Source organism: Stutzerimonas stutzeri (assembly GCF_019090095.1).
In the GTDB taxonomy this organism is placed as follows: domain Bacteria; phylum Pseudomonadota; class Gammaproteobacteria; order Pseudomonadales; family Pseudomonadaceae; genus Stutzerimonas; species Stutzerimonas stutzeri_AN.
On record NZ_JAGQFP010000002.1, the window covers coordinates 1,338,950 to 1,354,424 of the forward strand.

The following is a 15,475-nucleotide window of genomic DNA, read 5'->3' on the forward strand; positions in this document are numbered from 1 at the left end:
GTCACAGCCGCGGTGCTGCGACTTGGTCGAGCAACTGCCGCAGCAACGGGTCCACCGACATGCCTTCGATGGCCAGTTCCGGCGAGAGCCTGACGCGATGCCGCAGCACCGCGAGCGCGCAATCCTTCACGTCATCCGGAACGACGAAGTCGCCTCCACGCAACAAGGCGCGAGCCCGCGCCCCGCGGACCAGGGCGATCGAGGCGCGCGGTCCGGCACCCAAGGTCACGCCCGGCCAGTCCCGCGTGGCGCGGGCGAGGCGCACCGCATAGTCGAGCACCTGATCATCGAGCGGAACGTCGCTGGCGATCTTCTGCAAGGCCTGGATGTCCTTGGCCTGCAACAGCACCCGCAGCCCGCTGACATCGAGGATGTCGGTGCGCGCCGAACGGGTAACCTGGCGAACCAGTTCCAGCTCTTCGTCAACCGCTGGGTAGTCCATGCGCAGCATCAGCATGAAACGGTCCAGCTCGGCCTCGGGCAGTGGATAGGTGCCTTCCTGCTCGATGGGGTTTTGCGTGGCCATGACCAGAAAGGGCTGTGGTACCGCGAGCGGCCGGCCTTCCAGCGTGACCTGGCGTTCCTGCATGACTTCCAGCAGCGCCGCCTGGGTCTTGGCCGGCGCGCGGTTGATCTCATCGGCCAAGAGCAGGTTGGTGAAGACGGGCCCCTTGCGCAGCTTGAACTGCTCGCTGGCAAGGTCATACACCGCGTGGCCGGTGATATCGCTGGGCATCAGATCCGGCGTGAACTGGATGCGCGAGAATTCACCGCCGAAACAGCGCGCCAGCGCGCGAACCAGCAGCGTCTTGCCGAGCCCCGGCACGCCTTCGACGAGCACATGCCCGCCAGCGATCAGCGCGGTGAGCACACCCTCGACGACCTCGTGCTGGCCGATGACGGCCTTGTGCAGTTCCTGACGCAGCGCCTGGGCTAGTTGGCTGGCGCGCTGACGCTGACTGCTCGCGGTAGGCGACGCGCTGGTCGGTTCGCTGGTTGGTTCACTCATAGTGCATTCCTGAGGCGTTGTAGAAGGGCGATCAGATGGGTGAATTCGCTGGTGTTGGCCGGGCCACTGGTCGTCGGACGCAGTATCTGGTCGATCGTGTCGATGGGCACATGGCTGAGCGCGGCCAGCACGCGGCACTGTTCGGCGTGGGCCAGGGCATCGAACCCCGGATGGTGCCGCCGCGCCTGGCGCTGGATGTCCTGCCGAAGGGTGTCGAGCAGCTGTTGCGGCCCGGCCTGACGGTAGAGGAAATCGGCGCTCGCGCGCAGGTGTTCCTGCAACTCTCGCCGTCCGCGGTCGCCCGGCTCGATGAGCGGACCCTGGCGCGCGCCTCGATGCCAGGCCGCCAGCAGCAGCGTCAGCAACAGGGCAATCAGCGCCTCCAGAAAGTGCCGCAGAAGCTGTCGCAGCAGGCTGTCGTGCTCGGCGTGAGCGATCAACGTCACGTTGCGGTCCTGGGTGAGGTACCAGAGCAGCCAGGCGTGGTCATGCTGACCAATGGTTTCGTTCTGCCAGATCCAACTGTCGGTGAGTGCCGTAACCAACCCCTTGCCGTGCTGTAGCTGCAGCATATGGGTGGCGCTGTCGCTGTTGGCCCATGCGTGGGCCTTCTTGCCGGCGTCGTACAGGTGGTAGCGCGTGTCGAACGCGAGATAGACGGGTTCGTCGTCGTTTTCCAAATACAGGCGGGTGAGTGCCGGGCGCCGGTCGGTACTGCCGGCCGGCTTGGCGTCGTCATCAGTCGGGTTGTCGTCGGTTTCGTACTGCTGCAGGTCGAGCGCATCGAGCAGCAGATCGCCACTCTGCCCAGTTTTTTCGTCCCAGAGCTTTTCGGCGACGAACACCAGGTGCCCGCCGGCGCCGACCCACTCGAGCACGCGGGCGGACTGGTCCGGCGTCATGTTGGTGCGATCGGCCAGCAGCAATAGGACGTGCTCGCTCGGTGTTTGATCGAGCACGCGGTCGAGGCTGGACGGCTGGGTGACGGTTTTGCCCTGGTCAGCCAGAAAGCGCTCGGCAGCCAGGTACGGATGGTCTCGCACCTGCGCCGTGGGCCCTCGCTCGATGGTCTCCTGGTAAAACTCGAGCTGGCTCGCCAGATAGCCCACCAAGACGACGAGCAGCACGCAAGCCATCACCGCCACGCCTATACGCGAGCGACTCATGGCCAGCCTCGTACGGCAAAACGTTCACGCCAGCCGTCGCATAGTTCCCGGCAGGTACTGCTGGACGGCACTTGATGGCCGTAGGCGAGGTTCAGCCAATGACCGGTCAAGGCTTCGGCGTAGGGTGTCAGCTCCGGCGCTTGGGCCTGGCGTAGCAGGTCAAGGATCTCGCCTTCGGTGTGGGCCGCCTTCAGTGGCACCTGGCGTTCATGTAGCAATCGACTCAAAAAGGCTCGGTAGAGCAAGCCGAGGGCCTCGCGTGGCTGCTTCTCCCACAGTCGCTCCACCTCGCCGGCAACATCCGCCGGCAGGTTTTCCGGTTGTATGTCGAGCCCGAATAACACGGCTGGCGCGGGAGCTGTCGGAGCGGGCGTTCGTGGATGCCGCCGGACATGCAGCCTCAGCCAGTCGCGATAACGCCATACGACCAGCGCTATCAAACCGAACAGGCCGGCCCAAAGGGCTACCTCGATGCCTGTCACGAGGTGATCGAAGCCGTAGTCCAGGCGCAGCCAGGAGCTGAGCAGGCGTGCCAGCCAGCCAGGGGCCGCCTCCGCCTGCTCGTCGCCCAAGCGCCAACGGGTGACCGTCTCGCGCTGGCGAAACGGCGCCTGGTCCAGCAGCAGGCTGATGCGCTCGCTGGCTGCCGGACGGGTCAGTGGTTGGCTGTCCAGGTGTGCCTTGTCGGTACCGTTATCGGTCACGGTGGGGCGCTCAGCGATCGGCGTCGTGGCCGTGGCCGTGGCGGCCAGGGTTGGCGGTGCCGGTATCGCCAGCAACAGCCCGAGGCTGAGCAATACGGCCGGCATCACGGCTTTCAGACGCTCCTGCAGGCGCCGGAAGCCCAGCTCGATGTCCCAGGCCTCCAGCGTGGTGCGTCGGTCGAGGTACAGGCTGAAGCCGCTGGCGACATAGATCGGCTCCCAGACCACCAACACCAGCACATACAACAGGTTGGACAGGTGTTCGGCCCACAGCCAGTCCTGTTCCACGTGCAGCAGGTCCAACCAGCTCCAATCGGCGATCAGCGGTGCCGGGATCATCAAGTAGATGAGCGCCAGCGCGCCGAACCACAAGCCACTTTCCAGGTGAACGCCGACGATGGTCAGCCAGCGCGCGGCGCTGGCGTCGCGCTGATGCAGAACACGCAAACGCTGCTGTCTGGGCGCGCCGGACAGCTCCTCGAGCTGCAGGACGGGGAGGTCATAACTGCGGGTCAGGCTGAAGCGACGCCAGGTCAGGCTGGCGAACCACTCCCGCCGCAGCAGGCCTGGCAACGCCTTGAAGCTTCGCGCCAGGGTCGGCGTATCGCCGAACAACGAGCGAGAGAGGATGAACAGCGGCAAACGTTCGTACAGCGGTTTGAACCACCAGAACAGCAGTACGGCGAGTGAGGGGTATGACCAGAACAGCAGGCTGAACAGCGCGAAGACCGGCAGGGTGAACAGCGCCCAGCTGGACATCAGCAGGCCTGCGTGGCGGCGTGCCAGCAGCGCGCCGAGGTCGACCGCTTCCCAGGCGCCACGCGGCCGTATCTCCAGCGTCGCGTCACTCAGTTGCATGGGAGCTCCGACCGCTCAGCAGGAAATACAGGCCAACCAACAACCACAGCAATGCCCCAACGGCATATTTCACCGTGGCGGATGGGTAAGTCATCGAGGACCAATAGGCTTCGACGAAGGCGGCGATGAGCAACATCAGCGCCGCACCGGCGATCAGTCGCACGCTGCCGATGGCGGCCAGGCGCAGTGCTTCGCCACGGGTCGAACGGCCAGGGGCGATCAGGGCGTCACCCAGCTTCAGGCCTGCGGCACCAGCAAGGGTGATGGCCGTCAGCTCGAATGCACCGTGGCCAATGACGAACGACCAGAACGGTTGCTCATAGCCGATGCCCGTCAGATGCCCCGCGATCGCACCAATGACCAGGCCGTTGAACAGCAGATAGAAAAGACTGCCCAGACCGAACAACAAACCGCCCGCGAACATCTGGAAGGCAATCCCGATGTTATGCATGACGTAGTAGCCGAACATTACCCAGTCATCGGCCGAGCCTCGCTCGCCAAAACGGCCGAGGCGGCTGGCGTCAGGGTCGTACATCGCTTCCATCTGGGCGACCTGCTCGGGGCTGATCAGGCTGTACACCAGCTCAGGGAACAGCATTACCAGGGCCGCCATGCCCAGCAGGCTTCCATAAAACAGCATGCTGGCGAGGGTCAGATAACGCCATTCCTGTCGAACCAGCCGACCGAACCCACCGAGAACGAAACCGAGCAGGCGGCCGGCCAGCGGGCTGCGATGACGGTAGAGCTGTTGATGCCCGCGCTGCACCAGCAGTTGCAGCTGATCGGTGGCGTGGGGGCTGTATCCGCGGCTGCGCGCCAGGGCCAGGTGATGACAGACGCGGCGATACGCGGCCGGGAAACCGAGCGAGTCCTGAGGCGATGCTTGGCCTCGCTCGAGCGCATCGAGCATCTCGCTGAATGCCTGCCATTCGGGATGGTACTGGCGTTCGAACTGGCTCTGCTTCATGCCGGGCCCACCAGCGCGCGGGCGATGCCGTTCAGGCGCGCTTCGGCCTGTTCCGGCGTGACGTTCAATGGCGCGGCCAGAATAGCAGCCAGCTCCTGCCGCCGCTCCGGCGACAGGCTCGACTGGCGCTCGGCGAAGCCAATCAGGGCGCGCTGATCGGCCAATTCCAGCGAAAAGGGCGGAGCGATGGGGGCCGCCGGGGGAAGCGTTGCGGTCGCTGCGCGTCGCTCGCGATGCACTACCAGGGTACCGGCGGCGAGGTCGCCGAGGCGTTTGAAGGCGGGATGTCCCAAGCAGCAGAGCGCGCCCAGGCAGTAGCCGAACGGCAGCATGTCGACGAAACGCAACAGATTGCGCAACAGCGATGCGGCCCAGCCTATCGGTGTGCCGTCGTCGTGGATGACCCTCAGCCCCAGCCAATGCTTACCGGGCGTTCTGCCATCGTTGAACACCTCGAACAGCACCATATACCCCCACTGGACGACGAACAGCAGCATTGCGCCCGCGCCCATGCCGAACTTGCCCAGCGCGCCAAGACCTAGCGCCAGCACCAGCAGCAAGGCCAGGCGAATCAGCAGATCCAGGGCAAATGCCAAGGCACGCGGAACCAGCCCCGCAGGGCGCAGCAGAAGATCGATGCCCTCCGGCGTTTCGACCGTGTGCGTATTATCCAGTGGGGCGGCGGGAGGCAATGGCTGTGCTCGGCGCTCGGGTTGCAAATGGGGCAGGCCCGCACGATGAGCGATCGGCTGATCGGTACTCGGTGTGGCCGCATATGGCCGCTATGAAAGCACCGAACGCGCCCGTCGGCTAGAACCTGCTTGGCATTTGGCGTCGGTTATCCGCTCGGTCTGTGACGACCCCGGTGCGTGTCTGTTGCGCAGGCGTGCAAGACGAGCAGGCCGATCACCGCCCAGGCACGCTAGACTGCCGCCGAAATGAGAGGGAGGCTCCCGTGACGTCCAGCATCTTCTGGTATGACTTTGAAACCACCGGTATCTCGCCGCGCTGCGATCGGCCACTGCAGGTTGCCGGAATCCGAACCAATGAAGCCCTGGAGGAAATTGGCGAGCCGCTGAATCTCTATTGCCGCCCTGGCGACGACATCCTGCCTCATCCGGCGGCCTGCCTGGTGACAGGCATCACGCCGGCGACCTTGCTGGCCAAGGGGCTGTGCGAGGCGGAGTTCGTTACCCGGCTGCACCGGGAACTGGCGCAGCCGGGCACCTGTGGCGCTGGCTACAACACCTTGCGGTTCGATGACGAAGTGCTGCGCTACAGCCTTTACCGAAACTTCTTCGATCCCTATGCACGCGAGTGGCAGGGCGGCAACAGCCGGTGGGATCTCATCGACCTGGTCCGCACCGCTTATGCGTTGCGACCCGAAGGGCTGGTCTGGCCGGAGGAGGACGGACGGGTGACGCTGAAGCTGGAGCGCCTCAGCGTGGCCAACGGGCTTGAGCATGTGCAGGCGCACGATGCGCTGTCGGATGTGCGGGCGACCATCGCGCTGGCGAGGTTGATAAGGGAGCGTCAGCCGCGGCTGTACGACTATCTCTACCGGTTGCGTCGCAAGAATGCGGTCATCGAGCAGGTCGAGCTGTTGAAGCCGATGGTACACATCTCCGGGCGTTTCTCCGCCGCGCGGCACTATCTGTCCGTGGTGCTACCGTTGGCCTGGCATCCGCGCAACCGTAACGCGCTCATCGTTTGCGACCTCAACGCCGAATGCTCGCCGCTTTGGGAAGAGTCGGCCGATACGCTACGCGAGCGCTTGTATACCCGGCGAGAGGACCTCGGCGAAAAGCTACCGGCGCCGTTGAAACTGGTGCACGTCAACCGTTGCCCGGTTCTGCTGCCCATGAAGGTGTTGCGGCCGGTCGATGTCGAGCGATTGGGCCTGGACCTGCAGTGCTGCGAGTCGAGGGCTCGCGATCTGATCAGTCGGGAAGTGACGTGGGGCGCGAAACTCGCCGACATCTATCAGGAGCAGGCATTCAATGAGGTGGCTGATCCTGAACAGCAACTCTACGAAGGGTTTCTGGGAGAGCGCGATCGGCGACTGTGCGAGCAGGTCAGAAGCCTCATGGCCTCAACAGGCTCGAGCGTAACGCCACCGTTCGATGATCCTCGCTTGCCTGAACTGCACTTTCGCTACCGCGCACGCAACTTCCCGGAAGGCCTGTCGGACGAGGAACGGCGGCAATGGCAACAGTTCTGCCGGCAACGGCTGACCGCCCCAGAATTCGGTGCGCCCAATACGCTCGAGCAGTTCGAAAGCGCATTGCGTGAGTTGCTGGTCTCAGCCAGTCCCGAGCAGGCGGAGCTGCTGCAACAATGGGCTCGCCACGCCCAAGGCTTGCGCGAGCGCTTTATTGGCTGACCGAGCGTCAAGCGACGGCCATAAAAAAACCATCTGACGTGACAGGACGGGCATGCCACGTTAGATGGTTTCGGTGTAACGCGAAGACTTAACCGAGCAGAGTGGCCCAGCCTTCAACTTCGTCAGCGCCCCACTGAGCTTTCCACTCTTTCAGCGTTTTATGATTGCCACCTTTGGTTTCAATCACTTCGCCATTGTGCGGGTTCTTGTACTGCTTGACGCGACGGGCGCGCTTGGTTGCGGCCGGCGCTTTCGCTGCGCGAGGCGACTTGCTGTTTCGGGCATCCGGGTCGAGCAGTGCGATGATGTCGCGAAGCGACTTCTGGTATTCGCCCATCAGCTCACGCAGTTTGCCTTCGAACTCGAGCTCTTTTTTCAGCTTGTCGTCTGCAGAAAGAGACTTCAGGCGTTCCTGGAGTTCCTTGATAGCCTCTTCAGTAGCGCGGTATTCATTGATCAGCGACATGTCACTTCCTTGGTATTGGTTTGAACGCAAGTGTTAGCAATCATAGACAGGCGCAATGCACAAGTAAATATCGCTTTTAATAAAAGATAGTCGCTTTTCTTGATTCCGTTACCGCGACAGTCGCGTTCAGTTAGTTTGGATTTCGCAGAACAAGCCGGAGACGACAGCAGCGTGCTTGTAAATGCGTTATATGAGTGCGGTGACGTGGCGGCCAGCAACGGGCAACAGGTATATAGGCTGCTTTCGGAGCCATCCAAAGCCGGGTCGTATGATGCTCTTGGAAAATGATGACTCTTAATGCCATCGCAAGCGCATGCCGGAACCCTGGTTCAATAATGTGGCTGCGGTTTTCGGCGCTGCGCTAGAATGCGCCACCTTTTTTTACGCTGGAGTTCTGCTTAATGCGCACATTCAGGCTGGTTATTGCCTGTCCCGATGGCGTTGGCATTGTTGCCAAGGTCAGCAATTTCCTGGCCACCTACAACGGCTGGATCACCGAAGCCAATCATCACTCGGACCATCAGAGCGGCTGGTTCTTCATGCGCCATGAAATTCGCGCCGACTCGCTGCCTTTCGATCTGGCAGGGTTTCGTCAGGCCTTCGCCCCGATCGCGCGCGAGTTCTCCATGGAGTGGCGCATTACCGACTCGGCAGAGCGCAAGCGTGTCGTGCTGATGGCCAGTCGTGAGTCGCACTGCCTGGCTGATCTGCTGCACCGCTGGCACAGCGGTGAGCTGGATTGCGAAATTCCCTGTGTAATTTCCAACCATGACGACCTCCGCAGCATGGTCGAGTGGCACGGCATCCCCTATTTCCATGTGCCGGTCGCGCCCGGAGGCAAGGAGGAGGCTTTTGCCGAGGTGACACGTCTGGTGCGTGAGCATCAGGCCGATGTGATTGTGCTTGCCCGCTACATGCAGATCCTGCCTGCGGGGCTGTGTGAAGAATTCGCGCAACGCGTAATCAACATCCATCACAGCTTTCTGCCGTCGTTCGCCGGTGCCAAGCCTTATCACCAGGCCTCGCTGCGAGGGGTCAAGCTGATCGGTGCGACTTGCCACTACGTCACCGAGGAGCTGGATGCCGGCCCGATCATCGAGCAGGACGTGGTGCGCGTCAGTCACCGTGACAGCATCGAAGATATGGTTCGGCTGGGCAAAGACGTGGAAAAGATGGTGCTTTCGCGTGGCCTGCGCTATCACTTGCAGGACCGTGTGTTGGTGCACAGCAACAAAACGCTGGTATTCAACTGATCCAAGACGTCCATGTGGAGGAGCAATGGCCGATCCATTAGCCAAGGCCGGTGCAAGCGCGCCGCCTGTCATCGGCGCTGGCTGCACTCAGCGTTATGATCCGGCGCATCTGGGCCCCGAGCTGGGTACGGACTTTCCCGGCGCGCAGGCGCTGTGGGCGCGTTACGCGGCTGCCGGCGAGCAACCTATCGTGGACGCTGCTGCGCAGCTTTTGGACGACGATTGAGCGTCTCGGTCTCGTGGCCGGACGCCTGACGATCATCCGTTCTACCCTTCTGGAGATGACCTGATGACAAGTCCCGATCGATTCGTGCTGGGAGTTGAGGCTACCGGCGAACCCAGCACCCATCCGCTTCGGTTGATCAATCGTCATGGTCTGGTAGCGGGCGCGACGGGAACTGGCAAGACGGTGACCTTGCAGCGCCTTGCCGAACAGTTCAGCGATGCCGGGATTGCCGTCTTTGCGGCCGATATAAAGGGCGATCTGTGCGGCCTTGGAGCGGCCGGAGCGCCCAAAGGAAAGATCGCCGAGCGCATCGCCAGCATGCCCTGGCTCGAGCACCGGCCGCAGGCCTATCCGGTCACCTTGTGGGACGTCTACGGCGTCAGCGGGCACCCGTTGCGCACGACGCTTACCGAGATGGGGCCTTTGCTGCTGGGCAGTCTGCTCGAACTGACCGATAGCCAGCAGACAGCGCTCTACGCTGCCTACAAGGTTGCCGACCGTGAAGGGCTGTTGCTCCTGGACTTGAAAGACCTCAAGGCGTTGCTCGGCTATCTCAAGCAGAACCCGGACGTGCTGGGCGAAGATGCGGCGTTGCTGACCACGGCGTCGTCGCAGGCTTTGCTGCGACGTTTGGCAACGCTGGAGCAGCAGGGGGCTGACGCCTTGTTTGGTGAGCCGGCGCTGGCGCTGGAGGATATCCTGCAGCCGGCGAGTGATGGGCGAGGTCGGATTCATCTGCTCGATGCCAGCACGCTCGTGCATCAGGCGCCGAAGGTCTATGCAACCTTCCTGTTGTGGATGCTGGCAGAGCTGTTCGAGCAACTGCCTGAGCGCGGCGATGCCGATCGCCCGCTGCTTGCGTTGTTCTTCGACGAAGCTCATCTGTTGTTCAACGATACGCCCAAAGCGCTGCAGGATCGGCTGGCGCAGGTGGTTCGGCTGATCCGCTCGAAGGGCGTAGGCGTGTTTTTCGTGACGCAGTCACCCTCTGATTTGCCCGACGAGATACTGGCGCAGCTGGGTCTGCGCATTCAGCATGGGCTACGGGCTTTCACCGTCAAGGAGCAGAAGGCGTTGCGCGCTGTGGCAGAGGGCTTTCGTGCCAATCCGTCCTTTTCCACGCTGGACACACTGGTGGACCTTGGCATCGGGGAGGCGCTGGTCGGTGGCCTCGAAGACAAGGGAACGCCGGCCATGGTGCAGCGCGTTGCGATCGCGCCGCCACAGTCGCGAGTAGGGCCGCTTGCGGCGAACGAACGGCAGGCGCTGATCGCAGACTCTTCCCTGCGGACGCGCTACGACACGGCCATCGATCGCGAATCCGCATACGAGATCCTGCTTGAGCGGGCAAACCAGGCCAAACAGGCCCCCGCACCGGAGAAGGCGCAAGCCTCGAAGGGCGAGCTGAGCGATGTATTCGGCGATCTGGCGGGGCGAGCATTCAAAAGTGCAATGCGCCAGGCGGCTTCTCAGTTGGGCAGGCAGTTGGCGCGAGGAGTGCTGGGTTCGCTGTTAGGGCGGGGGCGCTGAATCGAGCCATTCCGGAGAACGATCGGTCGCCTCATCGAGCAACCGCTGTAGACATCGCTGACATCGATTCAATGTTCTTCGGATGCCTGCTTCGCTATTTCTTTCTCGATCTTTTCCAGCTCTTTCTTGAATACCTGGTCGTGAATCGTCTGCTTCTTGCGCCAAGGCTTTCGTTCGGGCTCTGGTTGCGCCGCGTAGGTGGTTATTTCGCCGCCATACACCGTCTTGAATCGGTTGGCCTGCCGCTCCAGTTCGGCGCGTAATTCTTCTTTGGTCACGCTTGGTCGTTTCCTTATTTAAAGTTCAAGCCATTAGCAGCCGCGCAAAGGATGCGGCACGGATGGAAAGTGGCCTTGCTTATTTAAAGGTCTGGCAGGCGCCTTTGCAAGCGACCCGTGAGGCCTGCTGGGTGCGCAAGTAAGGCCATTTCGCACGCGAATCGGAAAGGGGCCCCGCACTGTTCTTTTAACTGCACTTACCAGGAGGCTCTATCATCGGCTCAGGCGCCCGTTGGGCGATTAGGCCAATGGTAAACGGTCGGTTACATCGGTATTTTTATTGAAACAAAAAAACCGCGCCAAAGACTGGCGCGGTTTTTTTTACAGGGGCTAACTTAGCGGGCCGACTGGCTCACTACCGAGTCCGGTGCGCGGCCGTAGACGTCGTCGAGGCGCTCGATATCATCTTCACCCAGATAGCTGCCCGATTGTACTTCGATAATTTCCAGTGGAATCTTGCCCGGGTTCGCCAGGCGATGAATCGAGGTCACCGGAATATAGGTCGACTGATTCTCGGTAAGGAGGAAAGTTTTGTCGTTGCAAGTTACCTGCGCGGTGCCCGACACAACGATCCAGTGCTCGGCGCGGTGATGGTGCATTTGCAGCGAGAGCTGCGCGCCAGGATTGACGCAGATGCGCTTGACCTGGAAGCGTCCGCCCATGTCGACCGAGTCGTACCAGCCCCACGGGCGATATACGGCGCAATGATTCTGTGTTTCTGAACGCTTCATGGCGTCGAGCTTGTTGACCAGCTTCTTGACGTCCTGAACCTTGTCCTTATGCGCGATCATGGTCGCGTCTTTGGTCTCGACCACGACGATATTGTCCAGGCCAACCACCGTCACCAGCTTGCCGTTGCCGTGTACCAGGCAGTTGCGGCTGTCCTCGACGATCACGTCGCCGCGGGACACGTTGCCGTTCTCGTCCTTTTCCAGCACGTCCCAAAGGGACGACCAGGAGCCGACATCGCTCCAGCCAGCGGACATCGGCACCACACAGGCCAACTCGGTCTTTTCCATCACGGCATAGTCGATCGAGTTGTCCGGGCAGCAGGCGAAGGTCGCCGGATCGATCAGGACCTCTTCACCATTCTTGGCGCTGCGCTCCAGCGCAACCCAGCAGGTATCGTAGATATCCGGATCGTGTTTCTTCAGTTCCTCCAGGAACACGCTGGCGCGGAACAGGAACATGCCGCTGTTCCAGTAGTAGTCGCCCGATTCCACGTACTGCTGCGCGCGCGCTTCGTCAGGCTTCTCGACAAAGCTGGTTACCCGGTTGACACCTTCAGGCAGCCCGTTGCGCTCGCTGTGGTCACACTTGATGTAGCCATAGCCGGTTTCGGGGCTGGTTGCCGGAATGCCGAACAGCACCATCTCGCCGTTTTCCGCGGCGTTGGTGGCCAGCGCGAGTGAGCGTTGGAAGGCTTTGTGATCTTCGATCACGTGGTCGGCTGGCAGGACCAGCAGCAATTCATCGCGACCATCCTCGAGCAGTTTCATCGCCGCGATCGCGATCGCCGGTGCGGTGTTGCGCCCGAAGGGTTCGAGCATGAGGCCCTGGATGGCCAGCTTGCGTGCTGCCAGCTGTTCTTTGACGATGAAGCGGTGTTCCTGGTTGCAAACCAGCAGGGGCGGCTGCATGCCGTCGAAAGCGAGGCGCTCGATGGTTTGCTGAAACAGCGTCTGTTCAGCCGTCAGAGCCAGGAACTGCTTGGGAAATGCCTTGCGAGAAAGAGGCCAGAGCCGGGAACCGCTGCCGCCTGAGAGGATGACCGGAATCATAGTGTTTCTCCTGAATCGTTGAGAAGGGGGTTCTTCTTGTCCATATGGGCGGCCAGTGGTCTGTGCGCGCCTTACGTTTCTTTGGTCGGGGCCTCAGGTGCCGCGCGCCGTCGTGCTTCGTTTTCTCGAAAGAAAACTGCCTTCGGGGCGAACTGCGTGCTCCGAGCCTGAATAGGGAGATGTAGCCTGATGGTCGACGGTTACCGCATGAGAAGCGGCGGCACCGGTCGTCGTTCTGAAAGGAGTGCGTGTAAGCCCTCTGTTGATCTGACAGAAACGGGTTCGAACGCGCCCTGGCTGCGTTCCGCCTGCCGGCTGCTGCTGTGCCCAGCCCAGCGCGCATCCGGTGGCTCGGTTGCTGCTGCCGGGCGATACCGCACGCTTGCCCTGGCGGAGCCTCTGAAAACACTGTGTTGAAACCCAAAGCACATTCATGTGCGACGTCCCTTTCCATCTGGAAGTGTCGGTACGCGCTTATGATTGCGGGTGCCTGCGGATAGTTCCCCGGCGAACTGCCACTGATCGGAGAGTTTTTTTCGATCGCCGAACGGGCCCGCTGCTCGTGCGCGGGTAGGGCACGAGGCGGGCAGCAGCGGTCGGACGAGCGGGAGGGACGGTCAGGCGAGCGACCGCTTTCGCCTCGAAGTCAGGCGATACGGGCGAGAGGCGGTATCAGCGCGGAGTGTCGCGCAGAAATACCAGGTGATCGGCCGAGGAGTCCTTGGCGTTGTAGCGGTAACCGTCGTAAGCGAAATCCAGCAGTTGGTGCGGCTGCTCGACACGCTCTTTGATCACGTAACGGGCCATCAGGCCGCGTGCTTTCTTGGCGTAGAAGCTGATGATCTTGTACTGATCGTTCTTGCGGTCCTTGAAGTCGACGTCGATCACTCGGGCGTTCAGTGCCTGGCGTTTGACTGCACCGAAGTACTCTTTCGAAGCCAGGTTGAGCAGGACGTCGTCGCCCTGGGCCGTCAGCGCGTCGTTCAGCCAGAGGCTGATGCGTTCCCCCCAGAAGGCATACAGATCCTTGCCGCGTGGGTTCGCCAGTTTGGTTCCCATCTCCAGTCGGTAAGGCTGCATCAGGTCGAGCGGACGAAGGACGCCATACAGGCCGGACAGCATCCGTAGATGGTCCTGGGCAAAATCCAGGTCCTGGTCGGAGAAGTCGTCGGCATCGAGTCCGGTATACACATCCCCCTTGAAGGCCAGTAGCGCCTGTTTGGCGTTTTCGGGGCTGAATGTCGGCGTCCAGCTGCCGTAGCGGGCGACGTTCAGAGCGGCCAGTTTGTCCGACAGGTGCATCAGTTCGCTGATCTGCTGCGGTGAATAACCGCGTAGCTGATCGATCAGCTGCTGTGCGTGGTCGAGATGTTCAGGTTGAGTGAAGCGGTCTGTGGTCGGCGGGGTGTCGTAGTCCAGGGTCTTGGCTGGCGAAATCACCATCAGCATGCATCGGTCTCCTTTGATGTGCGCTGATTCTAGGCGCTATGCCTCGGGCGGCTCTACCTATGGCTTTGATTAATCTGGTCATTGACCTTGCCGCAGGGTCAACGCGCACACTTGGCTGACCCAAAGGAGCCTTTATGACTGACTGCAATCATTCGCGCTGGGAAACCTCCCATGATTACCGCCCGCTCGAGCACGGCACCGAGCGTCAGACCTGGGCTGTTGTGCTGTTGACGGGCGTCACCATGGTCGCCGAGATCACCGCCGGCCACCTGTTCAATTCGATGGCGTTGCTCGCCGATGGCTGGCACATGGCGTCGCACATGGTTGCCATTGGCATGGCGGCGATCGCCTATCTGCTCGCGCGGCGCTATGCGCACGATCGGCGCTTCGCATTCGGAACCTGGAAGATCGAGGTTCTGGCCGGCTTCGCCAGTGCGCTATTGCTGGTCGTGGTGGCGCTGATGATGATCGTCGAATCGCTGTCACGGCTCTGGTCCCCCGCTCAGATCGGGTTCGACGAGGCGCTGTGGGTCGCCGGCATCGGGCTGGTGGTCAATCTCCTGTCGGCCTGGCTGTTGCGCGATCAGCACGACCACAGCCATGCTCATCACGATCACGATCACGATCACGATCACGATCACGATCACGATCACGATCACGATCACGATCACGGCCAGTCAGGCTCGGCAGCGCCGGGGCGGGACCTCAACCGTCACGCCGCCTTTGTCCATGTCCTGACCGACGGGCTCACCTCGGTGGCCGCCATCATCGCCCTGCTCGGGGGCAAGTATTTCGGTTGGAACTGGCTGGACCCGCTGATGGGTATCGTCGGCGCTGCGGTCATCCTGGTCTGGGCCAAAGGCTTGTTGCGCGACACGGGGAAGGCGCTGTTGGACCGCGAGATGGACGACCCTCTGGTGCAGCGCGTGCAGGCGCAGCTGGAGAAGGTGCCCGACACCGAGGTCACCGATCTGCATCTATGGCGGGTAGGGCGTGCGCAGTACAGCTGCATCGTCAGCATTGTCACGCATCAGGGGTATTCGGCCGATCGCTACAAGGCGGAGCTGGCCGGCTTTCCGCAACTGGTTCACGTGACGGCGGAGGTCAATCGGTGCGGCGAAAACGGCCGAGTTGATTATTGAGCCTAGCTAGCGGGGTGGGCACGCGCCAAGGTTGTTCGTCGTTTCGATAAAAAAACCTCGCTGGTTGGAAAAAGACTTTTTCCTGTCATCTGTTTTGCGGTATTACGACATCAAGACCGCCGAAACCTGCACTCACAGGTGGCGGCCTCTGGGTGGCCCCAAGCCCCTGCCATCCAAGTCCGCTTACCTTGCATTCGGTGGTTTTCTCTACGGCGGAGGGCATTTGGCCCCCCGTCGTCCCGGATCCGAAAAGGTGATCGCGT

The 15,475-nt window shown here is 61.8% G+C and carries 14 protein-coding genes; 5 read left to right on the forward strand and 9 right to left on the reverse strand.

Annotated features, from left to right (window positions below):
- Window position 1: 1 nt before the first annotated feature.
- The 5 genes from KVO92_RS15735 to KVO92_RS15755 are packed head-to-tail and all read right to left on the reverse strand — an operon-like array spanning window position 2 to window position 5,396.
- On the reverse strand, window positions 2–1,009 hold the full coding sequence (locus KVO92_RS15735; RefSeq protein ID WP_217476488.1) for an AAA family ATPase: 1,008 nt from the start codon (window positions 1,007–1,009) through the stop codon (window positions 2–4).
- Entirely contained in the window at window positions 1,006–2,175 is a 1,170-nt protein-coding gene (locus KVO92_RS15740; protein WP_217476489.1) for a DUF4350 domain-containing protein, read from the reverse strand. Before KVO92_RS15740 ends, KVO92_RS15735 begins: the two co-directional genes overlap by 4 nt.
- Window positions 2,172–3,737, reverse strand: a complete 1,566-nt coding sequence (locus KVO92_RS15745; protein ID WP_217476490.1) for a DUF4129 domain-containing protein — start codon at window positions 3,735–3,737, stop codon at window positions 2,172–2,174. Before KVO92_RS15745 ends, KVO92_RS15740 begins: the two co-directional genes overlap by 4 nt.
- Window positions 3,724–4,704 carry a stage II sporulation protein M gene (locus KVO92_RS15750; protein ID WP_217476491.1) on the reverse strand — a complete coding sequence of 327 codons (981 nt, stop codon included), beginning with the start codon at window positions 4,702–4,704 and terminating at the stop codon, window positions 3,724–3,726. Before KVO92_RS15750 ends, KVO92_RS15745 begins: the two co-directional genes overlap by 14 nt.
- Window positions 4,701–5,396 (reverse strand): RDD family protein, encoded by a 696-nt coding sequence (locus tag KVO92_RS15755; RefSeq protein ID WP_217476492.1) that lies wholly within the window; start codon window positions 5,394–5,396, stop codon window positions 4,701–4,703. The genes KVO92_RS15750 and KVO92_RS15755 overlap by 4 nt, the downstream gene beginning before the upstream one ends.
- 263 nt (window positions 5,397–5,659) lie before the next feature.
- On the opposite strand from KVO92_RS15755, the gene sbcB reads away from it, so the two are divergent.
- Window positions 5,660–7,087 carry an exodeoxyribonuclease I gene (gene sbcB, locus KVO92_RS15760; protein WP_217476493.1) on the forward strand — a complete coding sequence of 476 codons (1,428 nt, stop codon included), beginning with the start codon at window positions 5,660–5,662 and terminating at the stop codon, window positions 7,085–7,087.
- Between the two features lie 88 nt (window positions 7,088–7,175).
- Here sbcB and mvaT read toward each other — a convergent pair whose 3' ends face one another.
- Window positions 7,176–7,553 (reverse strand): histone-like nucleoid-structuring protein MvaT, encoded by a 378-nt coding sequence (gene mvaT, locus KVO92_RS15765; RefSeq protein ID WP_217476494.1) that lies wholly within the window; start codon window positions 7,551–7,553, stop codon window positions 7,176–7,178.
- Between the two features lie 401 nt (window positions 7,554–7,954).
- Between mvaT and purU the strand changes: the two genes are divergently transcribed.
- The 3 genes from purU (at window position 7,955) to KVO92_RS15780 (ending at window position 10,562) form a co-directional block, all read left to right on the forward strand.
- The gene (purU, locus tag KVO92_RS15770) at window positions 7,955–8,806 is read left to right on the forward strand and encodes a formyltetrahydrofolate deformylase (protein ID WP_217476495.1); all 852 of its coding nucleotides are present in this window, start codon (window positions 7,955–7,957) and stop codon (window positions 8,804–8,806) included.
- A 25-nt stretch (window positions 8,807–8,831) separates the two neighbouring features.
- On the forward strand, window positions 8,832–9,032 hold the full coding sequence (locus tag KVO92_RS15775; protein WP_217476496.1) for a hypothetical protein: 201 nt from the start codon (window positions 8,832–8,834) through the stop codon (window positions 9,030–9,032).
- Window positions 9,033–9,095: 63 nt separating this feature from the next.
- On the forward strand, window positions 9,096–10,562 hold the full coding sequence (locus KVO92_RS15780; protein WP_217476497.1) for a helicase HerA-like domain-containing protein: 1,467 nt from the start codon (window positions 9,096–9,098) through the stop codon (window positions 10,560–10,562).
- A gap of 68 nt (window positions 10,563–10,630) precedes the next feature.
- Here KVO92_RS15780 and KVO92_RS15785 read toward each other — a convergent pair whose 3' ends face one another.
- From KVO92_RS15785 to yaaA, 3 genes are all read right to left on the reverse strand, one after another.
- Window positions 10,631–10,840 carry a hypothetical protein gene (locus KVO92_RS15785; protein WP_217476498.1) on the reverse strand — a complete coding sequence of 70 codons (210 nt, stop codon included), beginning with the start codon at window positions 10,838–10,840 and terminating at the stop codon, window positions 10,631–10,633.
- A 335-nt stretch (window positions 10,841–11,175) separates the two neighbouring features.
- The gene (locus KVO92_RS15790; protein WP_217476499.1) at window positions 11,176–12,621 is read right to left on the reverse strand and encodes a mannose-1-phosphate guanylyltransferase/mannose-6-phosphate isomerase; all 1,446 of its coding nucleotides are present in this window, start codon (window positions 12,619–12,621) and stop codon (window positions 11,176–11,178) included.
- Window positions 12,622–13,293: 672 nt separating this feature from the next.
- A complete protein-coding gene (gene yaaA, locus KVO92_RS15795) occupies window positions 13,294–14,070 on the reverse strand; it encodes a peroxide stress protein YaaA (protein WP_217476500.1) in 777 nt (258 codons plus the stop codon).
- A 134-nt stretch (window positions 14,071–14,204) separates the two neighbouring features.
- Here yaaA and dmeF point away from each other — a divergent pair, with 134 nt between their 5' ends.
- On the forward strand, window positions 14,205–15,212 hold the full coding sequence (dmeF, locus tag KVO92_RS15800; protein WP_217476501.1) for a CDF family Co(II)/Ni(II) efflux transporter DmeF: 1,008 nt from the start codon (window positions 14,205–14,207) through the stop codon (window positions 15,210–15,212).
- Window positions 15,213–15,475 lie beyond the last annotated feature (263 nt).

Excerpts from the sequence above, each read along its gene's own strand:
- KVO92_RS15735 (WP_217476488.1), bottom strand. The coding sequence starts at position 1,009 with ATGAGTGAACCAACCAGCGAACCGACCAGCGCGTCGCCTACCGCGAGC.
- KVO92_RS15740 (WP_217476489.1), bottom strand. The coding sequence starts at position 2,175 with ATGAGTCGCTCGCGTATAGGCGTGGCGGTGATGGCTTGCGTGCTGCTC.
- KVO92_RS15745 (WP_217476490.1), bottom strand. The coding sequence starts at position 3,737 with ATGCAACTGAGTGACGCGACGCTGGAGATACGGCCGCGTGGCGCCTGG.
- KVO92_RS15750 (WP_217476491.1), bottom strand. The coding sequence starts at position 4,704 with ATGAAGCAGAGCCAGTTCGAACGCCAGTACCATCCCGAATGGCAGGCA.
- mvaT (WP_217476494.1), bottom strand. The coding sequence starts at position 7,553 with ATGTCGCTGATCAATGAATACCGCGCTACTGAAGAGGCTATCAAGGAA.
- purU (WP_217476495.1), top strand. The coding sequence starts at position 7,955 with ATGCGCACATTCAGGCTGGTTATTGCCTGTCCCGATGGCGTTGGCATT.
- KVO92_RS15775 (WP_217476496.1), top strand. The coding sequence starts at position 8,832 with ATGGCCGATCCATTAGCCAAGGCCGGTGCAAGCGCGCCGCCTGTCATC.
- KVO92_RS15780 (WP_217476497.1), top strand. The coding sequence starts at position 9,096 with ATGACAAGTCCCGATCGATTCGTGCTGGGAGTTGAGGCTACCGGCGAA.
- KVO92_RS15790 (WP_217476499.1), bottom strand. The coding sequence starts at position 12,621 with ATGATTCCGGTCATCCTCTCAGGCGGCAGCGGTTCCCGGCTCTGGCCT.
- yaaA (WP_217476500.1), bottom strand. The coding sequence starts at position 14,070 with ATGCTGATGGTGATTTCGCCAGCCAAGACCCTGGACTACGACACCCCG.
- dmeF (WP_217476501.1), top strand. The coding sequence starts at position 14,205 with ATGACTGACTGCAATCATTCGCGCTGGGAAACCTCCCATGATTACCGC.